The sequence below is a fragment of the Isoptericola halotolerans genome (assembly GCF_045689585.1).
GTDB classification, from domain to species: Bacteria; Actinomycetota; Actinomycetes; order Actinomycetales; family Cellulomonadaceae; genus Isoptericola; species Isoptericola halotolerans_B.
In genome coordinates this window covers 3,131,917-3,148,303 of sequence record NZ_CP140108.1, presented here as the reverse complement: position 1 = coordinate 3,148,303, position 16,387 = coordinate 3,131,917, and the positions used below count along the sequence as shown (strand labels likewise).

The window sequence follows — 16,387 nt, the reverse complement described above, 5'->3', positions numbered from 1 at the left end:
GGGCCCGAGCGCCACGATGGTGCCATGACCGACGACGGCCCCACCCGCCCCGACCAGCGCTGGAACCCGGGCGCGCGGTACCGGGCCGCCATGCCGGCACGGCGACAGGCGACCGCCACGACCCCGCCGCTGGCCGGACGCCTGCGCCGCGGCCCGGCGCGCCGCACCGCCGTCTTCGACCGCGACGTCTGGCGTCCCGAGACCGCCGGGGTGCGGCCCCAGGTCGCCGAGGCGCTCTCCGCGGCAGCCGACCGCTACCGGCGTGGCGCGGTGAGCACCAGCGGTCTGGTCCGCGCCGTGGGGCACGCCCTGGCCTCCTGAGCGTCCGAGCATGTCCCGGCGCGAGCTCGTCGTCCTGGGCACCGCGAGCATGGTGCCCACCCGGACCCGCAACCACAACGGGTACGTGCTGTTCTTCGACGGCACCACGATCCTGTTCGACCCCGGCGAGGGCACACAGCGGCAGATGACCCTCGCGGGGGTGTCCGCCACCGACCTGAGCAGGATCGCGATCACCCACCTGCACGGCGACCACTCGCTCGGGCTCGCCGGCGTCGTGCAACGGATCTCCGGTGACGGCGTCCAGCACACCGTCCCGGTGTCGTTTCCGGCGTCCGGTGAGCCGTGGGTGCGCCACCTGCTGGCGGCCGGCGCGTACGACCACTACGAGCGGCTCACGCTGCAACCGCTGTCACCGCGGTCCGCGGCCGACGGCGCCGTCGTCGTCCCCCGGGTCCCGGGCGAGCGGGACGCACCCGGGCCCGGCGAGACCCGTCGGGACGCTTCCGTGCTCACCGCCCGCTCCCTGGACCACCGGATCGACGCGGTCGGCTACCGCCTCGACGAGCCGGACGGGGTCTCCTTCGACCCGGCGGCCCTGGCGGCGGCAGGCGTCCCGCCCGGTCCCGACGTCGGGCGGCTGGCCCGCGACGGCGTGCTCACGCTCGCGGACGGCCGCACGGTGAGCCGGGCGCAGGTGAGCGCGGCGCGCCCCGGCCAGTCGGTGGCCTTCGTCATGGACACCCGCCTGTGCGACGCCGTCCACGCACTGGCCGACGGTGTCGACCTGCTGGTCATCGAGTCGACCTTCCTGCACCGCGACGTCGAGATCGCCGACCGGTTCGCCCACCTGACCTGCCGGCAGGCTGCGTCGGTGGCCGCGAGCGCCGGGGTGCGCCACCTCGTGCTGACGCACTTCTCCCAGCGCTACGCCGAGCCCGACGAGCTGCCGCTCGCCTTCGAGCGGGAGGCGCGCGAGGTCTTCGACGGCGAGGTGACGGTGGCCGCGGACCTGGACCGGGTGCCGCTGCCGCCGCGACGTCGCGAGGTCGTCACAGGACGTCGCTGACGGACACCCGGTCGAGACCGTGTGCCTCGGCCACCCCGGCCTGCGTGACGGCGCCGTCATGGGTGTTGAGTCCGTGGGCGAGCGCCGGGTCGGCGCGCAACGCGTCGCGCCATCCGTGGTCGGCCAGCGCCACGACGTAGGGCAGGGTGACGTTGGTCAGGGCGTACGTGGAGGTACGTGGCACCGCACCGGGCATGTTGGCCACGCAGTAGAAGACGCTGTCGTGCACGCCGTAGGTGGGGTCCTGGTGCGTGGTGGGGTGCGAGCTCTCGAAGCAGCCGCCCTGGTCGATCGCGATGTCGACGAGCACGGAGCCGGGTCGCATGCGCGCGACGAGGTCGTCCGGTACGACCACCGGCGCCTTGGCGCCCGCGACCAGGACGGCGCCGATGACCAGGTCGGCGTCCAGCACGGCGTGGGTGAGGGTGAGGCGGTTCGACGCGAGGGTCTGCACCCGTCCGCCGAGCTCGCGGTCCGCGGCGCGCAGGACGTCGGCGTCGGTGTCCAGCAGGGTGACCCGGGCTCCCATGCCGACGGCGATGCGGGCGGCGTTCATGCCGGACACTCCGGCGCCGATGATGACGACGTGCCCGGCGGCGACTCCCGGGACCCCGCCGAGCAGCACGCCGCGGCCGCCGGCGGCCTTGAGCAGGGTGGCGGCGCCGACCTGCGTGGCGAGCCGTCCGGCGACCTCGGACATGGGGGCGAGCAGGGGCAAGGATCCGGTGGGCGTCTGGACCGTCTCGTAGGCGACGGCGGTGACCCGGCGGGCCAGGAGCTCCTGGGTGAGCGCCTTGTCGGCCGCGAGGTGGAGGTAGGTGAACAGCAGCTGGTCGGGGCGCAGACGGTGGTACTCCTCGGTCACGGGTTCCTTGACCTTGAGCACCATCTGGCCGGCGGCCCAGGTGGCGTCGGCGTCGTCGGCGACGACGGCGCCCGCGGCCTCGTACTCCTCGTCGGTCACACCGGCGCCGAGCCCCGCCCCCGACTGGACGTGCACCGTGTGGTGGCGCGCGGTGAGCTCGTGGACGCCGTCCGGGGTGATCGCCACCCGGTACTCGTGGTTCTTGACTTCCTTCGGGACCGCGATGTCCATGGTGTGCCGCCTTCGGTGTGGCTCGGGTGGGAGCGTGCTGACGCGCGCGTCGGGGTGTGACGGCGCTCACCACCAGTGTGGGGCAGAAGTTCGAGGGCTCGCCACGGATCGGAGGATCGTTCGGTAGATTGGCGAGATGGTGTCAGCCGCTTCAGCGCACGGTCCGCAGAGGGCGGCGCGTTCGCACGATCTTCGGACGCGGGTGGGAGGCCAGTCGGGCCTCGAGCGTCGCCCCGTGGCGCCCGTGCGGCTCGACGACGTCGACCAACGGCTGCTCGCGGCGCTGGCCGAGGATGCCCGCCTGGCCAACAACGCCCTGGCGCGGCGGGTCGGGATCGCGCCGTCCACCTGCCTGGCCCGGGTGCGGCGCCTGCGCGAGGAGGGTGTCGTGCGCGGCTTCCACGCGGACGTCGACCCGGCGCTGGCGGGCCGGCCGCTGCAGGCGATCGTCGCGGTGCGGGTGCACGGTGCCGCCCGCTCGCGCCTCAAGGCGTTCCTGCGCGAGCTCGCCGAGCTGCCGGGCGTGATGAACGTCTACCTGCTCGGCGGCGCGCACGACTTCTTCGTCCATGTCGCCGCCCCGGACTCGGACGGCCTCAATGACTTCGTCATCGAGAACCTGTCGGCGAACCCCGGTGTCGCGCTGACCGAGACGAACCTGATCTTCGAGCACGCCCGGGCCAGCTGGTACTGAGCCGGCGGTGGCTGGTCAGCGACCGGCCCCGGTGACACGCGTCAGCCAACGGTGCAGCACGGTGGCGAGCGCGACCGGGGCGTCGAGCTGGATCAGGTGCCCGGCGTCGGGCACGAGGGTGACATCGGCCCCGGGGACGGCGGCGGCCAGCCGGTCTGCCCGGTCCGGCGGGACCCAGGTGTCCTGCTCGCCCCAGACGATGTGCGTGGGCACGTCGATCTCGCCGAGGTGGGGTTCGATCTCGGCGGTGAACCGTTCGTCGGCCTGGGCGACCTGCCGGTAGAACGCGGCCTGCCCGACGGCGTCACGCCAGGGCTCCAGGAGCGCGGCGGTCTCCGCGGGGCGCAGTCCACGGTGGCTGGCGCCGGCGACGTAGGCCTCCAGGGCGCCGAGGTGCACGGGCGCCGGGAGGCGGCCGAAGGTGGCGGCGTGCTCGGCCACGAGGGTGAAGAACGGCGATCCCCAGGGTCGCAGCGCGACCACGTCGACGAGGCACAGCGAGGCGAACCGCCGCCCGTGCAGCAGGTGGGCGCGCAGCGACACCGCGCCGCCGTAGTCGTGGGCGACCACGTGCGGCGACCGGAGGCCCCAGTGGTCCAGGAGGTCGGCGAACGCCTGCCCCTGGGTACCGAGGTCGACGACGTGCTCGGGCGCCTTGGACGAGGCGCCGTAGCCGGGCATGTCCCACAGGTGCACGGTGAACTCGGCGGCCAGCGCGCGGGCGTACGGGGCCCACAGCCACGACGACCACGGCGTGCCGTGGCAGAACACCAGGGGAGGACCGGAGCCGAACGCCGTCCAGGCGATCTCACGTCCTCGCCAGACGAACCGGTGGTCCAGCTCCGGTCCGCCGTCGTGCCCGGTGTCCGTCATGCCTCGGCTCCGGTGTCGTCCTGCGTGCGGACGGCGCGCGACGCAGAGTGCGTGTCGAGCATCTGGCGCAGCCCCGCTACCTCGCCCTCGGCCTGGGCACGGGCAGCCGCCTCGGTGGCGCGTTCGCGCTCTGCCCGGTGGGCCAGGTCCCGGGCGTCGTGCAGCTCACCGCGCAAGGTGCTGGTCTCGCCCTCGAGGCGTGCGACGGCCGTCTGCGCGGCGGTGCGCTCGGCGTCGGCCTGGGCGCGGTCCTCCTGGGCCTGCAGGCTCGCGGACCGCGCCCGCTCCAGGGCGGTGCGGGCTTCGGCGAGGGCCTCGCGCACGCCGTCGGCGGCCCCGTGGGCCTCGGCCCGCGCCTCGGCCTGCTCGCCCCGCGCCCGTTCGGTCGCGGCGAGCCGGTCCCGCAGGTCGGCGATCTCCCGGCGCGCCAGATCGAGCTCCCCGTCGAGCGTCGCGGCCCGCCCGACGGCGTGGGCGGCCTCGGCCCGGGCCTCGTCGCGAGCGGTGGCCGCCTCGGCGAGCCGTGCGGTCAGGGTCTCCACGTCGGCGCGGGTCGCCCGCAGCTCGTCGCGCGCGGCCGCACGCTGCGCCTCCGCGTCGTCCAGCGAGGCGGCGGCCCGGTCGGCATCCTCACGGGCGGCGGCCAGCGCCTCGCGCGCCGCCGCCCGCTCGGTGGTGTGCTCGGCACGGGCCGCGCGCACGGCCTCGGCCCACAGCGCCGTGACCCCCCGTTCGACGAGCAGCCCCACGCCGCGCGGCAGCTCGGGCAGGCGCGCCGCCTCGGCCTCGGCCGCCGCCCGGTCGGAACGCCACCGACGCAGGTAGGTCGTCGCGACGGCGTTCGAGCATCCGGCGCGCTCGCGCACCGTCGTGACGGTCACGGCGGCGTCTTCGGCCACGAGGGCGTCGGCGGCGGCGTACACCCGGTCACGTGCACTGACCGGCACCTGCTCCGGCCCGGACGAGGACTCGTCCCCGGGCAGGTCGGTCGCCGGCAACGGCGAGGCGATCGTCTCGGTCATCATCAGGCCCATCGAGAGGAGGAATGGGAGGAGTAGGACTAAACTACTCCGACTTCTGTTGCCCTTCTACCGACACCCGCTTTTCTAAAGCGGGTGCGCAGAGATGTTGCGAGAAGCGTTCGAGGTCTATGTATGTGCAGGTCAGCGCGCTGTGGCGCGATATATCTGATGCACGCCGGGCACCACTGACGGGCCTACCGTGAGCGTGTGGTGAGCACCGGATGTCGGGTCCTGCGCCGCGAACTGCGCTGACATCGCCTCGCCCAGCCGGTCGAGGTCGTCCTCGAACAGGCCGGCGTAGGTGCGCAGGGTCAGCACCGGCGACTCGTGTCCGAGCATGCGCTGGACGGACTTGACGCTCGCGCCGCCGGCGATCGCCAGCGAGGCCGCCGTGTGGCGCAGGTCGTGCAGGGTCAGGGCAGCGAAGTCCTCCGCCCCGGCACCCAGGGTGAGGCGGGTCACGACGTCGAGCCGGTGGGTCCGCGCGATCTTCGCCCCCCGGGACAGCTCACCGCGACGGCACCGGTCCTCGGTAGCCAGCACGTCCCAGGTGGCGGCGTCGACCACGCCGGTGACCGGCAGCGCGGCCTGCTCCTGCACGCGGCGCACCGCGTCGAGGGTCTGGGCGTCCATCACCCGGGTGTCGCGCACCCCGAGCAGCTCCTGCAGCGTGGTGACCGCCGCGCCCGCGGCCCGCACCGCGGGGCGGAAGACGTTGCGGTCGAAGCTCTCGCGACGCAACGGCCCGCCGTCACGGCCGGCGAAGAGCAGCCCAGGGCCCCGGGCGGCGAGCAGCACGGACAGGTCGGCGGCGAGGACCCCGGGCACCGGCACCTCGCGGCGTGCGTGGGTCTTGGTGTCGCCGAGCAGCAGCGTGCCGTCGTCGAGCCGGGTGTAGGCGCGTTCGACCACGATGCGTCCGCGCAGCAGGTCGACGTCGCCGGTGCGCAGCGCGGAGGCCTCGCCCCAGCGCAGACCGGTCAGGCCGGCCAGCAGCACGAGGGTTCGCCCCTCGTGGGTACGGGCGGCGTCGGCGACCCGGCGCAGCTGCTCGTGGCTCAGGTAGCGGTGCGCCTTGGTCCGCGGGGCCCGGGGGAGCCCGGGCACCCGGCCCGACGGCGTGCGTGCGGGGTTGGCGGTGAGCCGGCGCGAGTCGACGGCCGCGTCCAGCAGGGCCACGAGCAAGCGGACGGCGTCGCGCCGCCGGGCCGGTGAGGCGACCTGGCCGGTGCGCGGTGCGTGCATGCCGGCCGCCCAGCGGGTGATGTCGTCGTGCGTGATGCGGCGCAACGGGGTCTGGCCGAAGGTGGGCGCCACCAGGGAGCGGAACCGCTCGCGCTCGGCCTCCAGGGTGCGCGGCGCACGATCTGCCCGACCGGCCTGCCAGTGCGCGAACCACTCGGCGACGACGACGGCCGAGCCGCGCGGGTCGACCCAGGTGCCGAGCTTGCCGGCCTCCTCGGCGCGGCGTGCCTCGGCCAGCGCGTCACGCCGCGACCGGAAGGCGCGGGTGCTGCGCAGGCGACCGTCGACGCGGAAGCGGCCGACGTAGGAGGACGCGCCGGTGCGGGTGTCGCGCTTCTCCGTGTACGCCATGGCCCGACCCTAACGTCGGTACACGCCGCTGACCTGCGTCGTCGCTCAGAAAGCGGTGGCCTCGACCGAGTCCCGAGCTGCGGCGACGGTGACCGGGGCCAGCGTCATGAACACGCTGTGCGGGTCCTCGGTGTAGCTGCCGAACGGTTCGCACGCGACGAACCCGCGCCGCGTGTACAGCCGCCGGGCCGCGGCGAAGTAGTCCTGCGAGCCGGTCTCCAGGCTGACGCGTGCGTAGCCGCGCCCCGCCGCGAGGTCCAGCAGCCGGTCGAGCACCGCCGTGGCGACGCCGCGGCCCCGGGCCGCCGGCGCGGTGCGCATGGACTTGAGCTCGCCGTGCCCGGCGCCTCCGGGGGTCGTGGCCGCCAGCTCGCTGAGCGCCCCGCAGCCCAGCAGCCGCCCGTCGCCGGTGCGCGCGGTGAGGAACGTGACGTGCGGTGCGGTCAGCGCCGCGAGGTCCAGGGCATGCACGGACTCCGGCGGCGAGGTCGCGAACATGTCCGTCAGGTGCTCGTCGAGCAGGGCGCGCACGTCCGCGGCGGTGGGGGTCTCCTGGGTGATCTGCACGGGTTCATCCTGCCCGAGGGCACCGCTTCCGTGCGCCGGCGACCGACCGCCAACTATGGTGTGCGCGTGAGTCCTCGTGCGCTGCACAACGTGCATGCCGTCGGCCCGGTCGACGGCGCTCCGCTCGTGCTCGCGCACGGCCTGGGCTGCGACCAGACGATGTGGCACCGTGTGGTCGACGACTTCGCCGCCGACCACCGGGTCGTGCTGTTCGACCACGCCGGGGCGGGTGGCGCGCACCGCAGCACGTTCGACCCGGACCGGCACGCCTCGCTCGAGGGCTACACCGACGACATGGTCGTCCTGCTCGACGATCTCGACCTCGGGCCGGCGGTGCTCGTGGGGCACTCCGTCAGCGCCACGATCGTGCTGCTGGTGGCCGCCCGCCGCCCGGACCTGGTGGACCGCCTGGTGCTCGTCGGGCCCAGCCCGCGCTACCTGGACGACGACGGCTACCGCGGCGGGTTCAGCGCCGCGGAGATCGACGAGCTGCTCGCCACTCTGGAGACGAACTACCTGGGTTGGTCGGACGCGATGGCACCGGTGATCGTCGGCAACCCGGACCGGCCCGAGCTCGGCGCGGAGCTGACCGCCTCGTTCCGCCGTTCCGACCCGCAGGTCACGCGCGCCTTCGCCCGGGCGACGTTCCTGTCGGACAACCGGGCCGACCTGGCCCGGGTCCGCACCCCGAGCCTGGTGGTGCAGTGCCGCGAGGACGTGATCGCCCCGTTGGAGGTGGGCCGCTACGTCCACGAGCACCTGGCCGGCTCCCGCTTCGTGCTGATCGACGCCGTCGGGCACTGCCCGCAGCTGAGCGCACCGGCGGCGCTGGTCGCGGCCGTGCGCGAGTACCTGTGCGGGCCGCCCGCTCCGCGCCCGGAGTCATGAGCACCGAGGCCCGCGACTGGGCGACCGCGCCGCGGGGTCTGCTCCACCTCGATGCCGACGGCTACGTCCTGCGGGCCAACGACACGTTCGTCGACTGGATCGCGGGGCAGGACCCGGCCACCGCGGTGACCGGGCGACGGATCGGCGACCTGCTGACCGTCGGCGGACGCATCTACTGGGACACGCACGTGGCCCCGACCCTGAGCCTGACCGGTCACGTCGACGCGGTGCGCGTCGAGGTGCGCACGGACGAAGGCCCGCTGCCGGCGCTGCTCACGGCCCGAGCCGTGGCCGGTGGTGTCGCCGTCGCGCTGCTCGAGGTGCGCCGCCGCGCCGAGTTCGAGCAGGAGCTGCTGCGTGCCCGGGCGGAGGCGGAGCGGTCGGCCGAACGGCTGCGCTGGGTGCAGCACGCGACGTCCGCCCTGTCTCACGCCGCCGGGACGGAGCAGGTCCGCGCCGCCCTGCTGGCGGCTGTCGGGGAGCACCCCGGCGTGGGCGAGGCGACCCTCGTGCACACGGACCCGGACGTCCCGTCCGACGGCGTGCACCGCGGTCCGCACGGGCGACTGAGCGTCGCGATGGCCGGCGCGGCGGGTTCCCACGGCGACCTGGTCGTGACGGTTCGCGGCCGCCCCGCGGACGAGGCCGTCGACGTCGACGCCCTGGCCACGATCGCCCAGCAGGGCGCGGTGGCGCTGGACCGCGCCCTGCTGTACGAGCGCAGCATCTCGGTGGCCCACGAGCTGCAGCACGCCATGCTGACGGTCGACCTGCCGCACCGCGACGACGTGACCGTCGCGGCCGGCTACCGGCCTGCGGACAGCGGCATGCAGGTCGGCGGGGACTGGTACGACGCGTTCTGGATCGCGCCCCAGACCCTGGCCGTCGTCGTCGGTGACGTGGTCGGGCACGGGTTGGTGGCCGCCACGGCGATGGGGCAGCTGCGCACCGCGACCCGGGCCCTGGCCGCGCCCGGGCTGGGCCCGGCCGGGGTGCTCGACAGCGTGGACCGGTTCGTCGTGGACCGCGACACAGGGTTCGGTTCGACGCTGGTGTACGCCGAGCTCGACGTCGCCGGCGGTCTGCTGTCCTACGCCTGCGCCGGACACCTGCCCCCGCTGCGCGTCGCCGGCGGGACCGGCGACTACCTCTGGGACGGGCGCTCGACACCCCTCGGCGTCCACGGCGGGCGGGTGGGCCCGCCCCGCGAGCAGGGCCAGGTGCGGCTCGGGGCGGGCGACGCGGTCCTGCTGTACACCGACGGGGTGGTCGAGCGTCGCGACCAGCCGCTGTCCGACGGGCTCGCAGGTCTGGCTCGCGCCGTGCGCCGGGCACCGACCGGAGAGGCGCTGGCGGCCCACGTGCTCGACGCCGGGCCGAACCCCCGCGACGACGCCTGCGTGCTCGCCCTGACGTGGTCCGGGGCGCCGGCCGACCTCTGAGCGGTGCGCGCACGCACCGCTCACCGCACCCGGACTCGCCGGACGTGATCGTCAACATGTCGGTGTGGCAGGACGTCGCCGCGTTGTCGCATCGTCGACGACGGGCTGTCCGCCTGAGCCTGCCGCCTGGGGCACGCGAAGAACGTGTCAGGGCGCGTGGACGGCCGGGTCGTCGCGCAGCACGTCCAGCAGGAGCGCCTGGACGACATCGGGGCGCTCGAGCGCGGGCAGGTGCCCGGCCCAGTCGAGATCGACGATCTCGGCGCCACCGACGCCCGCCCCGATGTGGGCGGCGAGGTGGCGGAAGTGGTCCATGTCGTGCCCGCCGGTGACCACGAGCGTGGGGACCACGACCGCGTCGAGGTCCACGGTCGGGCGGCGGGACAGGGGAGGAGCGTCACCGGCGTCGGCGGCCAGCCGGACCTCGAAGGCGCGGCGCTGCATGGCCGCGAGCGCCTCGCGGACGGACAGGTCGGCGTCGGGGCCGAGCCAGGTGTCCACGTTCAGCCGCACGGCACCCTCGAGGTCCCCGGCGTCCAGGAGCCGGTCCTCCTCGGCGCCGAACGCGGTGGCGGTGGCGGTGGCGGTCGGCTCGATCCCGTCCAGGTCGGGGTTGAGCAGCACCAGCTCGCGCACCCGGCCCGGGTGGGCGGTGACGAGCTCGAGCGCGACGCGTCCGCCGAACGAGGAGCCGACCACGACGGCGTCGGGCACGCCGAGGTGGTCCAGGAGCGCGGCGAGGTCGTCGGCGTCGGCGTACCGTCCGCCGGGCAGCGGGGTGTCGCCGAACCCGCGCAGGTCGGGCCGGATCACGCGGAAGGCGTGGCTCAGCGCAGGCACCATCGGATCCCACATGCGGCGGTCGGCGACACCGGCGTGCACCAGCAGCACGGCGGGGCCGGTGCCGGCGTCGTCGTGGGTGAGGATCACGGCCCCGACACTACGGCAGCGTCACGCGCGACGGGGCACCGAGAGGGCCTCTACGCTCGCACCATGTCGGCTGAACCCCTGACCATCGGCCCCGCTGTCCTGTCCGCACCCCTGCGCGAGCAGCTCGACGCGTTCCTCGACGAGCACCGCCGGCACCTGGTGGCCAGCCTCGACGATCTCGGCGAGGAGCAGGCCCGACGCCGGCTGGTGCCGTCCAAGACGACGCTGCTGGGCCTTCTCAAGCACGCGACGTTCGTCGAGCAGGTCTGGTTCGACGAGGCGATCACGCGGCGCTCGCGCGCCGAGATCGGCATCCCGGCCACCCCGGACGAGTCGTTCGACCTGACCGATGCCGACACGATCGACTCCGTGCGCTCGCGCTACCTCCAGGTGTGCGCGGCCTCGCGCGAGCGGGCAGCGAGCATCGACCTGGACGACGTGGTGCACGGCAACCGACGCGGCCCGCTGCCGCTGCGCTGGGTGTACCTGCACGTGCTGCGCGAGCTCGCCCAGCACGGCGGGCACGCGGACATCCTGCGCGAGCAGACGCTCGCCCACGACGCCGGGAATGCCGGCCGGGACGAGACGTTGACGCCGGTATGAAGCACATCGGGTTCCTGTCGTTCGGCCACTGGACCGACCATCCCTCCTCGGCGACGCGCAGCGCCGAGGACGTGCTGACCCAGTCGATCGAGCTGGCGGAGGCCGTCGAGGAGCTCGGGGCGGACGGCGCGTACTTCCGGGTGCACCACTTCGCCCGCCAGCTGGCCAGCCCCTTCCCGCTGCTGGCGGCCGTCGGTGCGCGCACGAGCCGCATCGAGATCGGCACCGGCGTGATCGACATGCGCTACGAGAATCCCGCGTACATGGCCGAGGACGCCGGCGCCGCGGACCTGATCTCGGGCGGACGGCTCCAGCTCGGCATCTCGCGCGGCTCACCCGAGCAGGTGATCGAGGGCTACCGGCACTTCGACCACGTCCCCGGCCCCGGCGAGGACGACGCCGACATGGCGCGCCGGCACACCGCCCGGTTCCTCGAGCTGCTGGACGGGGAGGGTTTCGCCGCACCGGCCCCGCGACCGATGTTCCCCAACCCGCCCGGGCTGCTGCGCCTCGAACCGCACTCGCCGGGCCTGCGCGGACGGGTGTGGTGGGGCGCGGGGTCGCGCGCCACCGCCGAGTGGGCGGCCGCCCAGGGCATGAACCTCATGAGCTCGACCCTGCTGACCGAGGACACCGGCGTGCCGTTCCACGCCCTGCAGGCCGAGCAGATCCAGCGCTTCCGCGACGCGTGGGATGCCGCCGGTCACGACACCCAGCCGCGCGTGTCGGTGTCCCGGTCGATCTTCCCGATCACCGACGACCGCGACCGCGCCTACTTCGGGGCCGAGGCCGGCTCGACCGACCAGGTGGGTGTCCTCGACGGTGTCCGCGCCCGGTTCGGCAAGACGTACGCCGGCGAGGTGGACGACGTCGTGGCCGACCTCGCGAACGACACCGCCGTCGCGGCCGCCGACACCGTGCTGCTGACCGTGCCCAACCAGCTCGGGGTGGACTACAACGCCCACCTCGTGCAGAACGTCGTCGCGCACGTGGCCCCGGCGCTCGGCTGGCGCTGAACGGTCAGACGCTGCCGCCGAGGACCTCCCCGGCCAGCACCGCGTCGACCATGCGGTGCCCCTGGGCCTCGAGCGCCTCGTCGCCCACCCGGTGCGCCCGCACCACGGTGCCGATCGCCTCGCGCACCCGGGCGCGCTGCCAGGCACCGCCCTGGCGCAGGTCCGTGCCGTAGCCGTCGACGAACGCCGCGGCCAAGTCGTCGCGCCCGGCGAGCTGCTGGGCGTCCAGGGGTGCCAGGTCGGTCGCCGGCGGACGCCACGCGAACCGGCCGCGGTCGACCACCCGGACCCGCCCGGCGTCGTCGACGACCCAGCTGCGCGGCTGGAAGTCGCCGTGCGTCGGCACCACGCGCACCGGCGGGTGCACGTGCGCGGCGATCCGCGCCCGCAGCAGACGCTCGCTGGTCGCGTCGATGCGGTGCACGCCGTCCAGGTGCGCCAGTGCCCGGGCGTCCGCGGCGGCCTCCCAGTCGCCGTCGATGCGCGACCCGACCGCGTGCACCGCCCGCAGCAGCGCCCCGGCCTGGCGGTACGTGCCCGAGTCCTGCTCGGCGCGGTGACCCTCGACCACCAGCACCCCCGGCACCCAGGCGGTGACCAGCACCCGGCGCTCGCGGTCCGCGTGCAGCAGCCGGGGCCCGGTCGACCCCCGGGGCCGGTCTGCCACGACGTCCGCCTGGTCGAACCAGCCGGTCGTCACGGCACGCCGGCCGGCGTCCGGCCCGGGAAGGTCACAGCTCACGCAGCGCAAACTACCCCGCCCCCGCCCCCGCCGTTGAGACGCCGTCGCCGCCGACGGCGGGCGCGCGCGGACCGTGGGTGGCGGCACCGGCGCCCTGCGGGTGGGGTGATACTGGTCACCGTCCTTGCGGACCGACCATCTCGGAACCACCGGGCGGCACCGTCGCCGCCGCAGAAGGAAGGCATCGTGGCGCTTCCCAGCCCCGGCTACACCATCACCCTGCGCGTGCAGGTCCCCGCTTCGCAGCGCGCCACGAGCACCGTGGTCGCCGCGGTCGCCGACGCGGGCGCCGCCGTGACCGGCGTCGACGTCGCGCACTCCACGCCCGAGGGTCTCGTGGTGGACGTCACCTGCGACACCGTCGACACCCGGCACGGCGAGCGGGTGGTGGCCACGCTCGAGTCGCTCGAGGGCGTGCACGTGCTCAAGTGGTCGGACTCGACGTTCCTGCTGCACCTGGGCGGCAAGATCGAGGTCGCCCTCAAGGCCCCCATCAAGACGCGGCGCGACCTGTCGCGCGCGTACACCCCGGGGGTGGCTCGCGTGTGCACCGCCATCGCCGAGAATCCCGACGACGCGCGCCGCCTGACCATCAAGCGCAACACCGTGGCGGTGGTCACCGACGGCACCGCGGTGCTCGGGCTGGGGGACGTCGGTCCGGCCGCCGCCCTGCCGGTGATGGAGGGCAAGGCAGCCCTGTTCAAGCAGTTCGCCGGCGTCGACGCCTGGCCCGTGTGCCTGGACACCACCGACACCGAGGAGATCATCTCGATCGTCAAGGCCCTGGCCCCGGTGTACGGCGGGGTCAACCTCGAAGACATCTCGGCCCCGCGCTGCTTCGAGATCGAGGCTCGTCTGCGTACCGAGCTCGACATCCCCGTCTTCCACGACGACCAGCACGGCACCGCCATCGTCGTCCTGGCCGCCCTGGTCAACGCGCTGAAGGTGGTCGCCAAGAAGCTCGAGGACGTCCGCATCGTCGTCTCCGGCGTCGGCGCGGCCGGCAACGCGATCATCCGCCTGCTCAAGGCCCAGGGCGCCGCGCACATCGTGGCGTTCGGCCGCGAGGGCGCACTGCACCCCGGGCGCGCCAACGGCGACCCGCACCGCAGCTGGATCGCCGAGCACACGAACCCCGACCGCTTCGAGGGCACCCTGACCGAGGCCCTGGCCGGCGCGGACGTGTTCGTCGGCGTCTCGGCGGGCAACATCCTCACCGGCGCCGACGTCGCCGCGATGGCCGACGACGCGATCGTGTTCGCGCTGGCCAACCCGACCCCGGAGGTCGACCCCGTCGAGGCCGCCGAGCACGCCGCCGTCGTGGCCACCGGACGCAGCGACCACCCCAACCAGATCAACAACGTCCTGGCCTTCCCCGGCCTGTTTCGCGGACTGCTCGACGTCGGCGCCACCGAGATCACCGACGAGCTGCTGCGGGTGGCCGCCCTGGCCATCGCCGACGTCGTCGCCGACGACGAGCTCAACAGCGCCTTCGTCATCCCCGGCGTCTTCGACCACCGCGTGGCCGAGTCCGTCGCGGAGGCCGTGCGCTCGGTCGCGGCGCCCTGAGCCGGTGCGCCCGGCCGACCTGCCCGGCCAGGCGCGTGGCCACGCCGGGCGCACCGCCCGGCCGGGCCGCTAGCCTGGCCGGGTGATCGCTCCTGCCTCGCGCCGACTGCTGTCCACCGCCCTGCTGCCCCCGGTGCTCGCCGTGGTGCTCGTCGGGGTGCTGGCGAGCTGCGCGGGCGGCACCGGTGACGTCGCTGGGCGGTCCTTCGTCGCCACCGACGCCACCGGTCACGAGCTCGCCGCGGGCAGCCAGGTAGTGCTGGCGTTCACCGAGGACTCCGTGGGCGCCCAGCCCGGCTGCAACAGCATGTCGGCGCCCGCCACGTGGGACGACGGCACCCTGCGGCTGACCGGTGAGATGCGCTCGACCATGATGGGGTGCGCGGACGAGCTCATGGCGCAGGACGAGTGGTTCAGCGCGCTCCTGCGCGCCGAGCCGACGCTCACGCTCGACGGCAGCACGCTCACCCTCACCGCAGAGGACTCGACCGTCACGCTCGTCGAGCAGGACTGAGCGGCAGCCTGCCGACGGACCGGACCGAGCCAGGGGCAGCACGCAGGAGGAGACGTTGGAACTCACCGAGCAGGCGCGGCGACGCCAGGGCGGGCTGCTGCTCTTCGCCATCACCCCGCCACGGCGCACCACCAGCTCCGAGGACGCCCAGCGCATCGCCGACCGCACCGTGGAACGGCTGGCGGGTCTCGATCTCGACGCCCTGGTGCTGTACGACATCGACGACGAGACCGACCGCAACCCCGACGAGCGTCCCTTCCCCTACCTGCCGACCCTCGACCCCGGCGAGTTCCGCACCCGGTACCTGACCGGGTGGGACCGCCCTGTGGTCGTCTACCGCAGCGCCGGCAAGTACACCGCCGACGAGCTGACCGACTGGCTCGGCGCCCAGGACCCCCGTCAGGTCAGCACCGTGCTGGTGGGAGCCTCCTCCAGCGACAGCACCGTGCGCACCACCCTGACCGAGGCCCAGCGCCTGTGCCGCACCCACGCCCCGGAGCTGCCGCTCGGGGGAGTGGCGATCCCCGAGCGTCACGAGACCGGGGGCCGCGAGCACGAGCGGATGCGCCGCAAGGAGTCCGCCGGCGTCGGGTTCTTCGTCACGCAGGTCGTCTACGACGTCGGCGCGGCCAAGTCCATGGTCTCGGACTACCGCTACGCCTGCGCCAACGACGGTCGCCCGCCGGCCCCCGTGATCTTCACGCTCTCGATCTGCGGCTCGCGCAAGACCCTGGAGTTCCTGGAGTGGCTCGGCGTGCACGTGCCGCGCTGGATGCGCAACGACCTGCGCCACGCCGCCGACCCGTTGGCCACCTCCTTCGACCAGTGCCTCGCCATCGCCGAGGACCTGGCGCAGTTCTGCACCCGGCACGACATCCCGTACGGCTTCAACGTGGAGTCCGTCTCGATCCGTCGTGCCGAGATCGAGGCGTCCGTGCGCCTTGCCGCCCACCTGCGCGACCGCCTCGGGACCCGCTGACCCGCACGCCGTCGACGGTCGGCCTGCGCAGCGCGCGCATGGCAGCATCGAGGCCATGGGCACCCGCACCGCCGCCGAGCAACGCCTGCGCGACCTCGCCCTGCTGCGCCGCGTGCGCGACCGCATCGACCGCGAGCACGCCAGCCCCCTGGACGTCGAGGCGCTCGCGGCCGGCGTGGGGATGTCCGCCGGGCACCTGAGCCGACAGTTCAAGGCCGCCTACGGCGAGTCGCCGTACAGCTACCTGATGACGCGTCGCGTCGAGCGGGCGATGGCGCTGCTGCGCCGCGGCGACCTGAGCGTGACCGAGGTGTGCTTCGCCGTCGGGTCGTCCTCGTTGGGCACCTTCTCCACCCGCTTCACCGAGCTGGTGGGCCTCTCGCCCAGCGAGTACCGCCGTCGGGCCCGGACCGACCGTGCGGCCGAGCTGCCGTCCTGCGTCACCAAGCGCGTCACCCGACCGATCAGGAATCGAGAAGCGGTGCCGTCCGAGCCTGTCTAGCGTGGC

Annotated in this window: 18 protein-coding genes; 11 read left to right on the top strand and 7 right to left on the bottom strand. The window is 74.4% G+C overall.

Annotation, left to right across the window (positions count from 1 at the left end):
- Positions 1 to 24: 24 nt before the first annotated feature.
- Positions 25 to 321, top strand: coding sequence for a hypothetical protein (locus tag UQW22_RS14775; protein WP_407317840.1), 297 nt, complete (start codon positions 25 to 27; stop codon positions 319 to 321).
- Between the two features lie 10 nt (positions 322 to 331).
- Positions 332 to 1,348: a ribonuclease Z gene (locus tag UQW22_RS14770; protein WP_407317839.1), complete on the top strand. Its 1,017-nt coding sequence runs from the start codon at positions 332 to 334 to the stop codon at positions 1,346 to 1,348.
- Here the strand turns inward: UQW22_RS14770 and ald are convergent.
- Positions 1,332 to 2,444: an alanine dehydrogenase gene (gene ald / locus UQW22_RS14765; RefSeq protein WP_407317838.1), complete on the bottom strand. Its 1,113-nt coding sequence runs from the start codon at positions 2,442 to 2,444 to the stop codon at positions 1,332 to 1,334. The two genes, UQW22_RS14770 and ald, sit on opposite strands and share 17 nt — an antisense overlap.
- 202 nt (positions 2,445 to 2,646) lie before the next feature.
- Here ald and UQW22_RS14760 point away from each other — a divergent pair, with 202 nt between their 5' ends.
- Complete coding sequence (locus UQW22_RS14760; protein ID WP_407317837.1) at positions 2,647 to 3,138, top strand: Lrp/AsnC family transcriptional regulator; 492 nt, start codon at positions 2,647 to 2,649, stop codon at positions 3,136 to 3,138.
- A 15-nt stretch (positions 3,139 to 3,153) separates the two neighbouring features.
- Here the strand turns inward: UQW22_RS14760 and UQW22_RS14755 are convergent, their stop codons facing one another.
- The 4 genes from UQW22_RS14755 to UQW22_RS14740 all read right to left on the bottom strand — a co-directional run bounded on the left by UQW22_RS14755 (position 3,154) and on the right by UQW22_RS14740 (position 7,196).
- On the bottom strand, positions 3,154 to 4,011 hold the full coding sequence (locus tag UQW22_RS14755) for an alpha/beta fold hydrolase (protein WP_407317836.1): 858 nt from the start codon (positions 4,009 to 4,011) through the stop codon (positions 3,154 to 3,156).
- Entirely contained in the window at positions 4,008 to 5,036 is a 1,029-nt protein-coding gene (locus UQW22_RS14750; RefSeq protein ID WP_407317835.1) for a DNA-binding protein, read from the bottom strand. The genes UQW22_RS14755 and UQW22_RS14750 overlap by 4 nt, the downstream gene beginning before the upstream one ends.
- Positions 5,037 to 5,174: 138 nt before the next feature.
- Positions 5,175 to 6,629: a tyrosine-type recombinase/integrase gene (locus UQW22_RS14745; RefSeq protein WP_407317834.1), complete on the bottom strand. Its 1,455-nt coding sequence runs from the start codon at positions 6,627 to 6,629 to the stop codon at positions 5,175 to 5,177.
- Positions 6,630 to 6,674: 45 nt separating this feature from the next.
- Complete coding sequence (locus UQW22_RS14740; RefSeq protein WP_407317833.1) at positions 6,675 to 7,196, bottom strand: GNAT family N-acetyltransferase; 522 nt, start codon at positions 7,194 to 7,196, stop codon at positions 6,675 to 6,677.
- A 66-nt stretch (positions 7,197 to 7,262) separates the two neighbouring features.
- On the opposite strand from UQW22_RS14740, the gene UQW22_RS14735 reads away from it, so the two are divergent.
- Both UQW22_RS14735 and UQW22_RS14730 read left to right on the top strand, forming a co-directional pair.
- Positions 7,263 to 8,084, top strand: coding sequence for an alpha/beta fold hydrolase (locus tag UQW22_RS14735; RefSeq protein WP_407317832.1), 822 nt, complete (start codon positions 7,263 to 7,265; stop codon positions 8,082 to 8,084).
- Positions 8,081 to 9,526 (top strand): PP2C family protein-serine/threonine phosphatase, encoded by a 1,446-nt coding sequence (locus UQW22_RS14730; protein WP_407317831.1) that lies wholly within the window; start codon positions 8,081 to 8,083, stop codon positions 9,524 to 9,526. Before UQW22_RS14735 ends, UQW22_RS14730 begins: the two co-directional genes overlap by 4 nt.
- Before the next feature lie 147 nt (positions 9,527 to 9,673).
- Here the strand turns inward: UQW22_RS14730 and UQW22_RS14725 are convergent, their stop codons facing one another.
- Entirely contained in the window at positions 9,674 to 10,456 is a 783-nt protein-coding gene (locus tag UQW22_RS14725) for an alpha/beta fold hydrolase (protein WP_407317830.1), read from the bottom strand.
- Between the two features lie 63 nt (positions 10,457 to 10,519).
- Between UQW22_RS14725 and UQW22_RS14720 the strand changes: the two genes are divergently transcribed.
- Both UQW22_RS14720 and UQW22_RS14715 read left to right on the top strand, forming a co-directional pair.
- On the top strand, positions 10,520 to 11,059 hold the full coding sequence (locus UQW22_RS14720) for a DinB family protein (protein ID WP_407317829.1): 540 nt from the start codon (positions 10,520 to 10,522) through the stop codon (positions 11,057 to 11,059).
- Positions 11,056 to 12,075, top strand: a complete 1,020-nt coding sequence (locus UQW22_RS14715; protein ID WP_407317828.1) for an LLM class flavin-dependent oxidoreductase — start codon at positions 11,056 to 11,058, stop codon at positions 12,073 to 12,075. The genes UQW22_RS14720 and UQW22_RS14715 overlap by 4 nt, the downstream gene beginning before the upstream one ends.
- 4 nt (positions 12,076 to 12,079) lie before the next feature.
- On the opposite strand, the gene UQW22_RS14710 is transcribed toward UQW22_RS14715, so the two are convergent.
- Positions 12,080 to 12,817 carry a phosphotransferase family protein gene (locus UQW22_RS14710; protein WP_407317827.1) on the bottom strand — a complete coding sequence of 246 codons (738 nt, stop codon included), beginning with the start codon at positions 12,815 to 12,817 and terminating at the stop codon, positions 12,080 to 12,082.
- Between the two features lie 186 nt (positions 12,818 to 13,003).
- Between UQW22_RS14710 and UQW22_RS14705 the strand changes: the two genes are divergently transcribed.
- The 4 genes from UQW22_RS14705 to UQW22_RS14690 all read left to right on the top strand — a co-directional run bounded on the left by UQW22_RS14705 (position 13,004) and on the right by UQW22_RS14690 (position 16,381).
- A complete protein-coding gene (locus UQW22_RS14705; RefSeq protein ID WP_407317826.1) occupies positions 13,004 to 14,386 on the top strand; it encodes an NAD-dependent malic enzyme in 1,383 nt (460 codons plus the stop codon).
- An 82-nt stretch (positions 14,387 to 14,468) separates the two neighbouring features.
- Positions 14,469 to 14,900 (top strand): META domain-containing protein, encoded by a 432-nt coding sequence (locus UQW22_RS14700; RefSeq protein ID WP_407317825.1) that lies wholly within the window; start codon positions 14,469 to 14,471, stop codon positions 14,898 to 14,900.
- A gap of 55 nt (positions 14,901 to 14,955) precedes the next feature.
- A complete protein-coding gene (locus UQW22_RS14695) occupies positions 14,956 to 15,879 on the top strand; it encodes a methylenetetrahydrofolate reductase (RefSeq protein ID WP_407317824.1) in 924 nt (307 codons plus the stop codon).
- 55 nt (positions 15,880 to 15,934) lie between these two features.
- Entirely contained in the window at positions 15,935 to 16,381 is a 447-nt protein-coding gene (locus UQW22_RS14690) for a helix-turn-helix transcriptional regulator (RefSeq protein WP_407317823.1), read from the top strand.
- Positions 16,382 to 16,387: the final 6 nt, after the last annotated feature.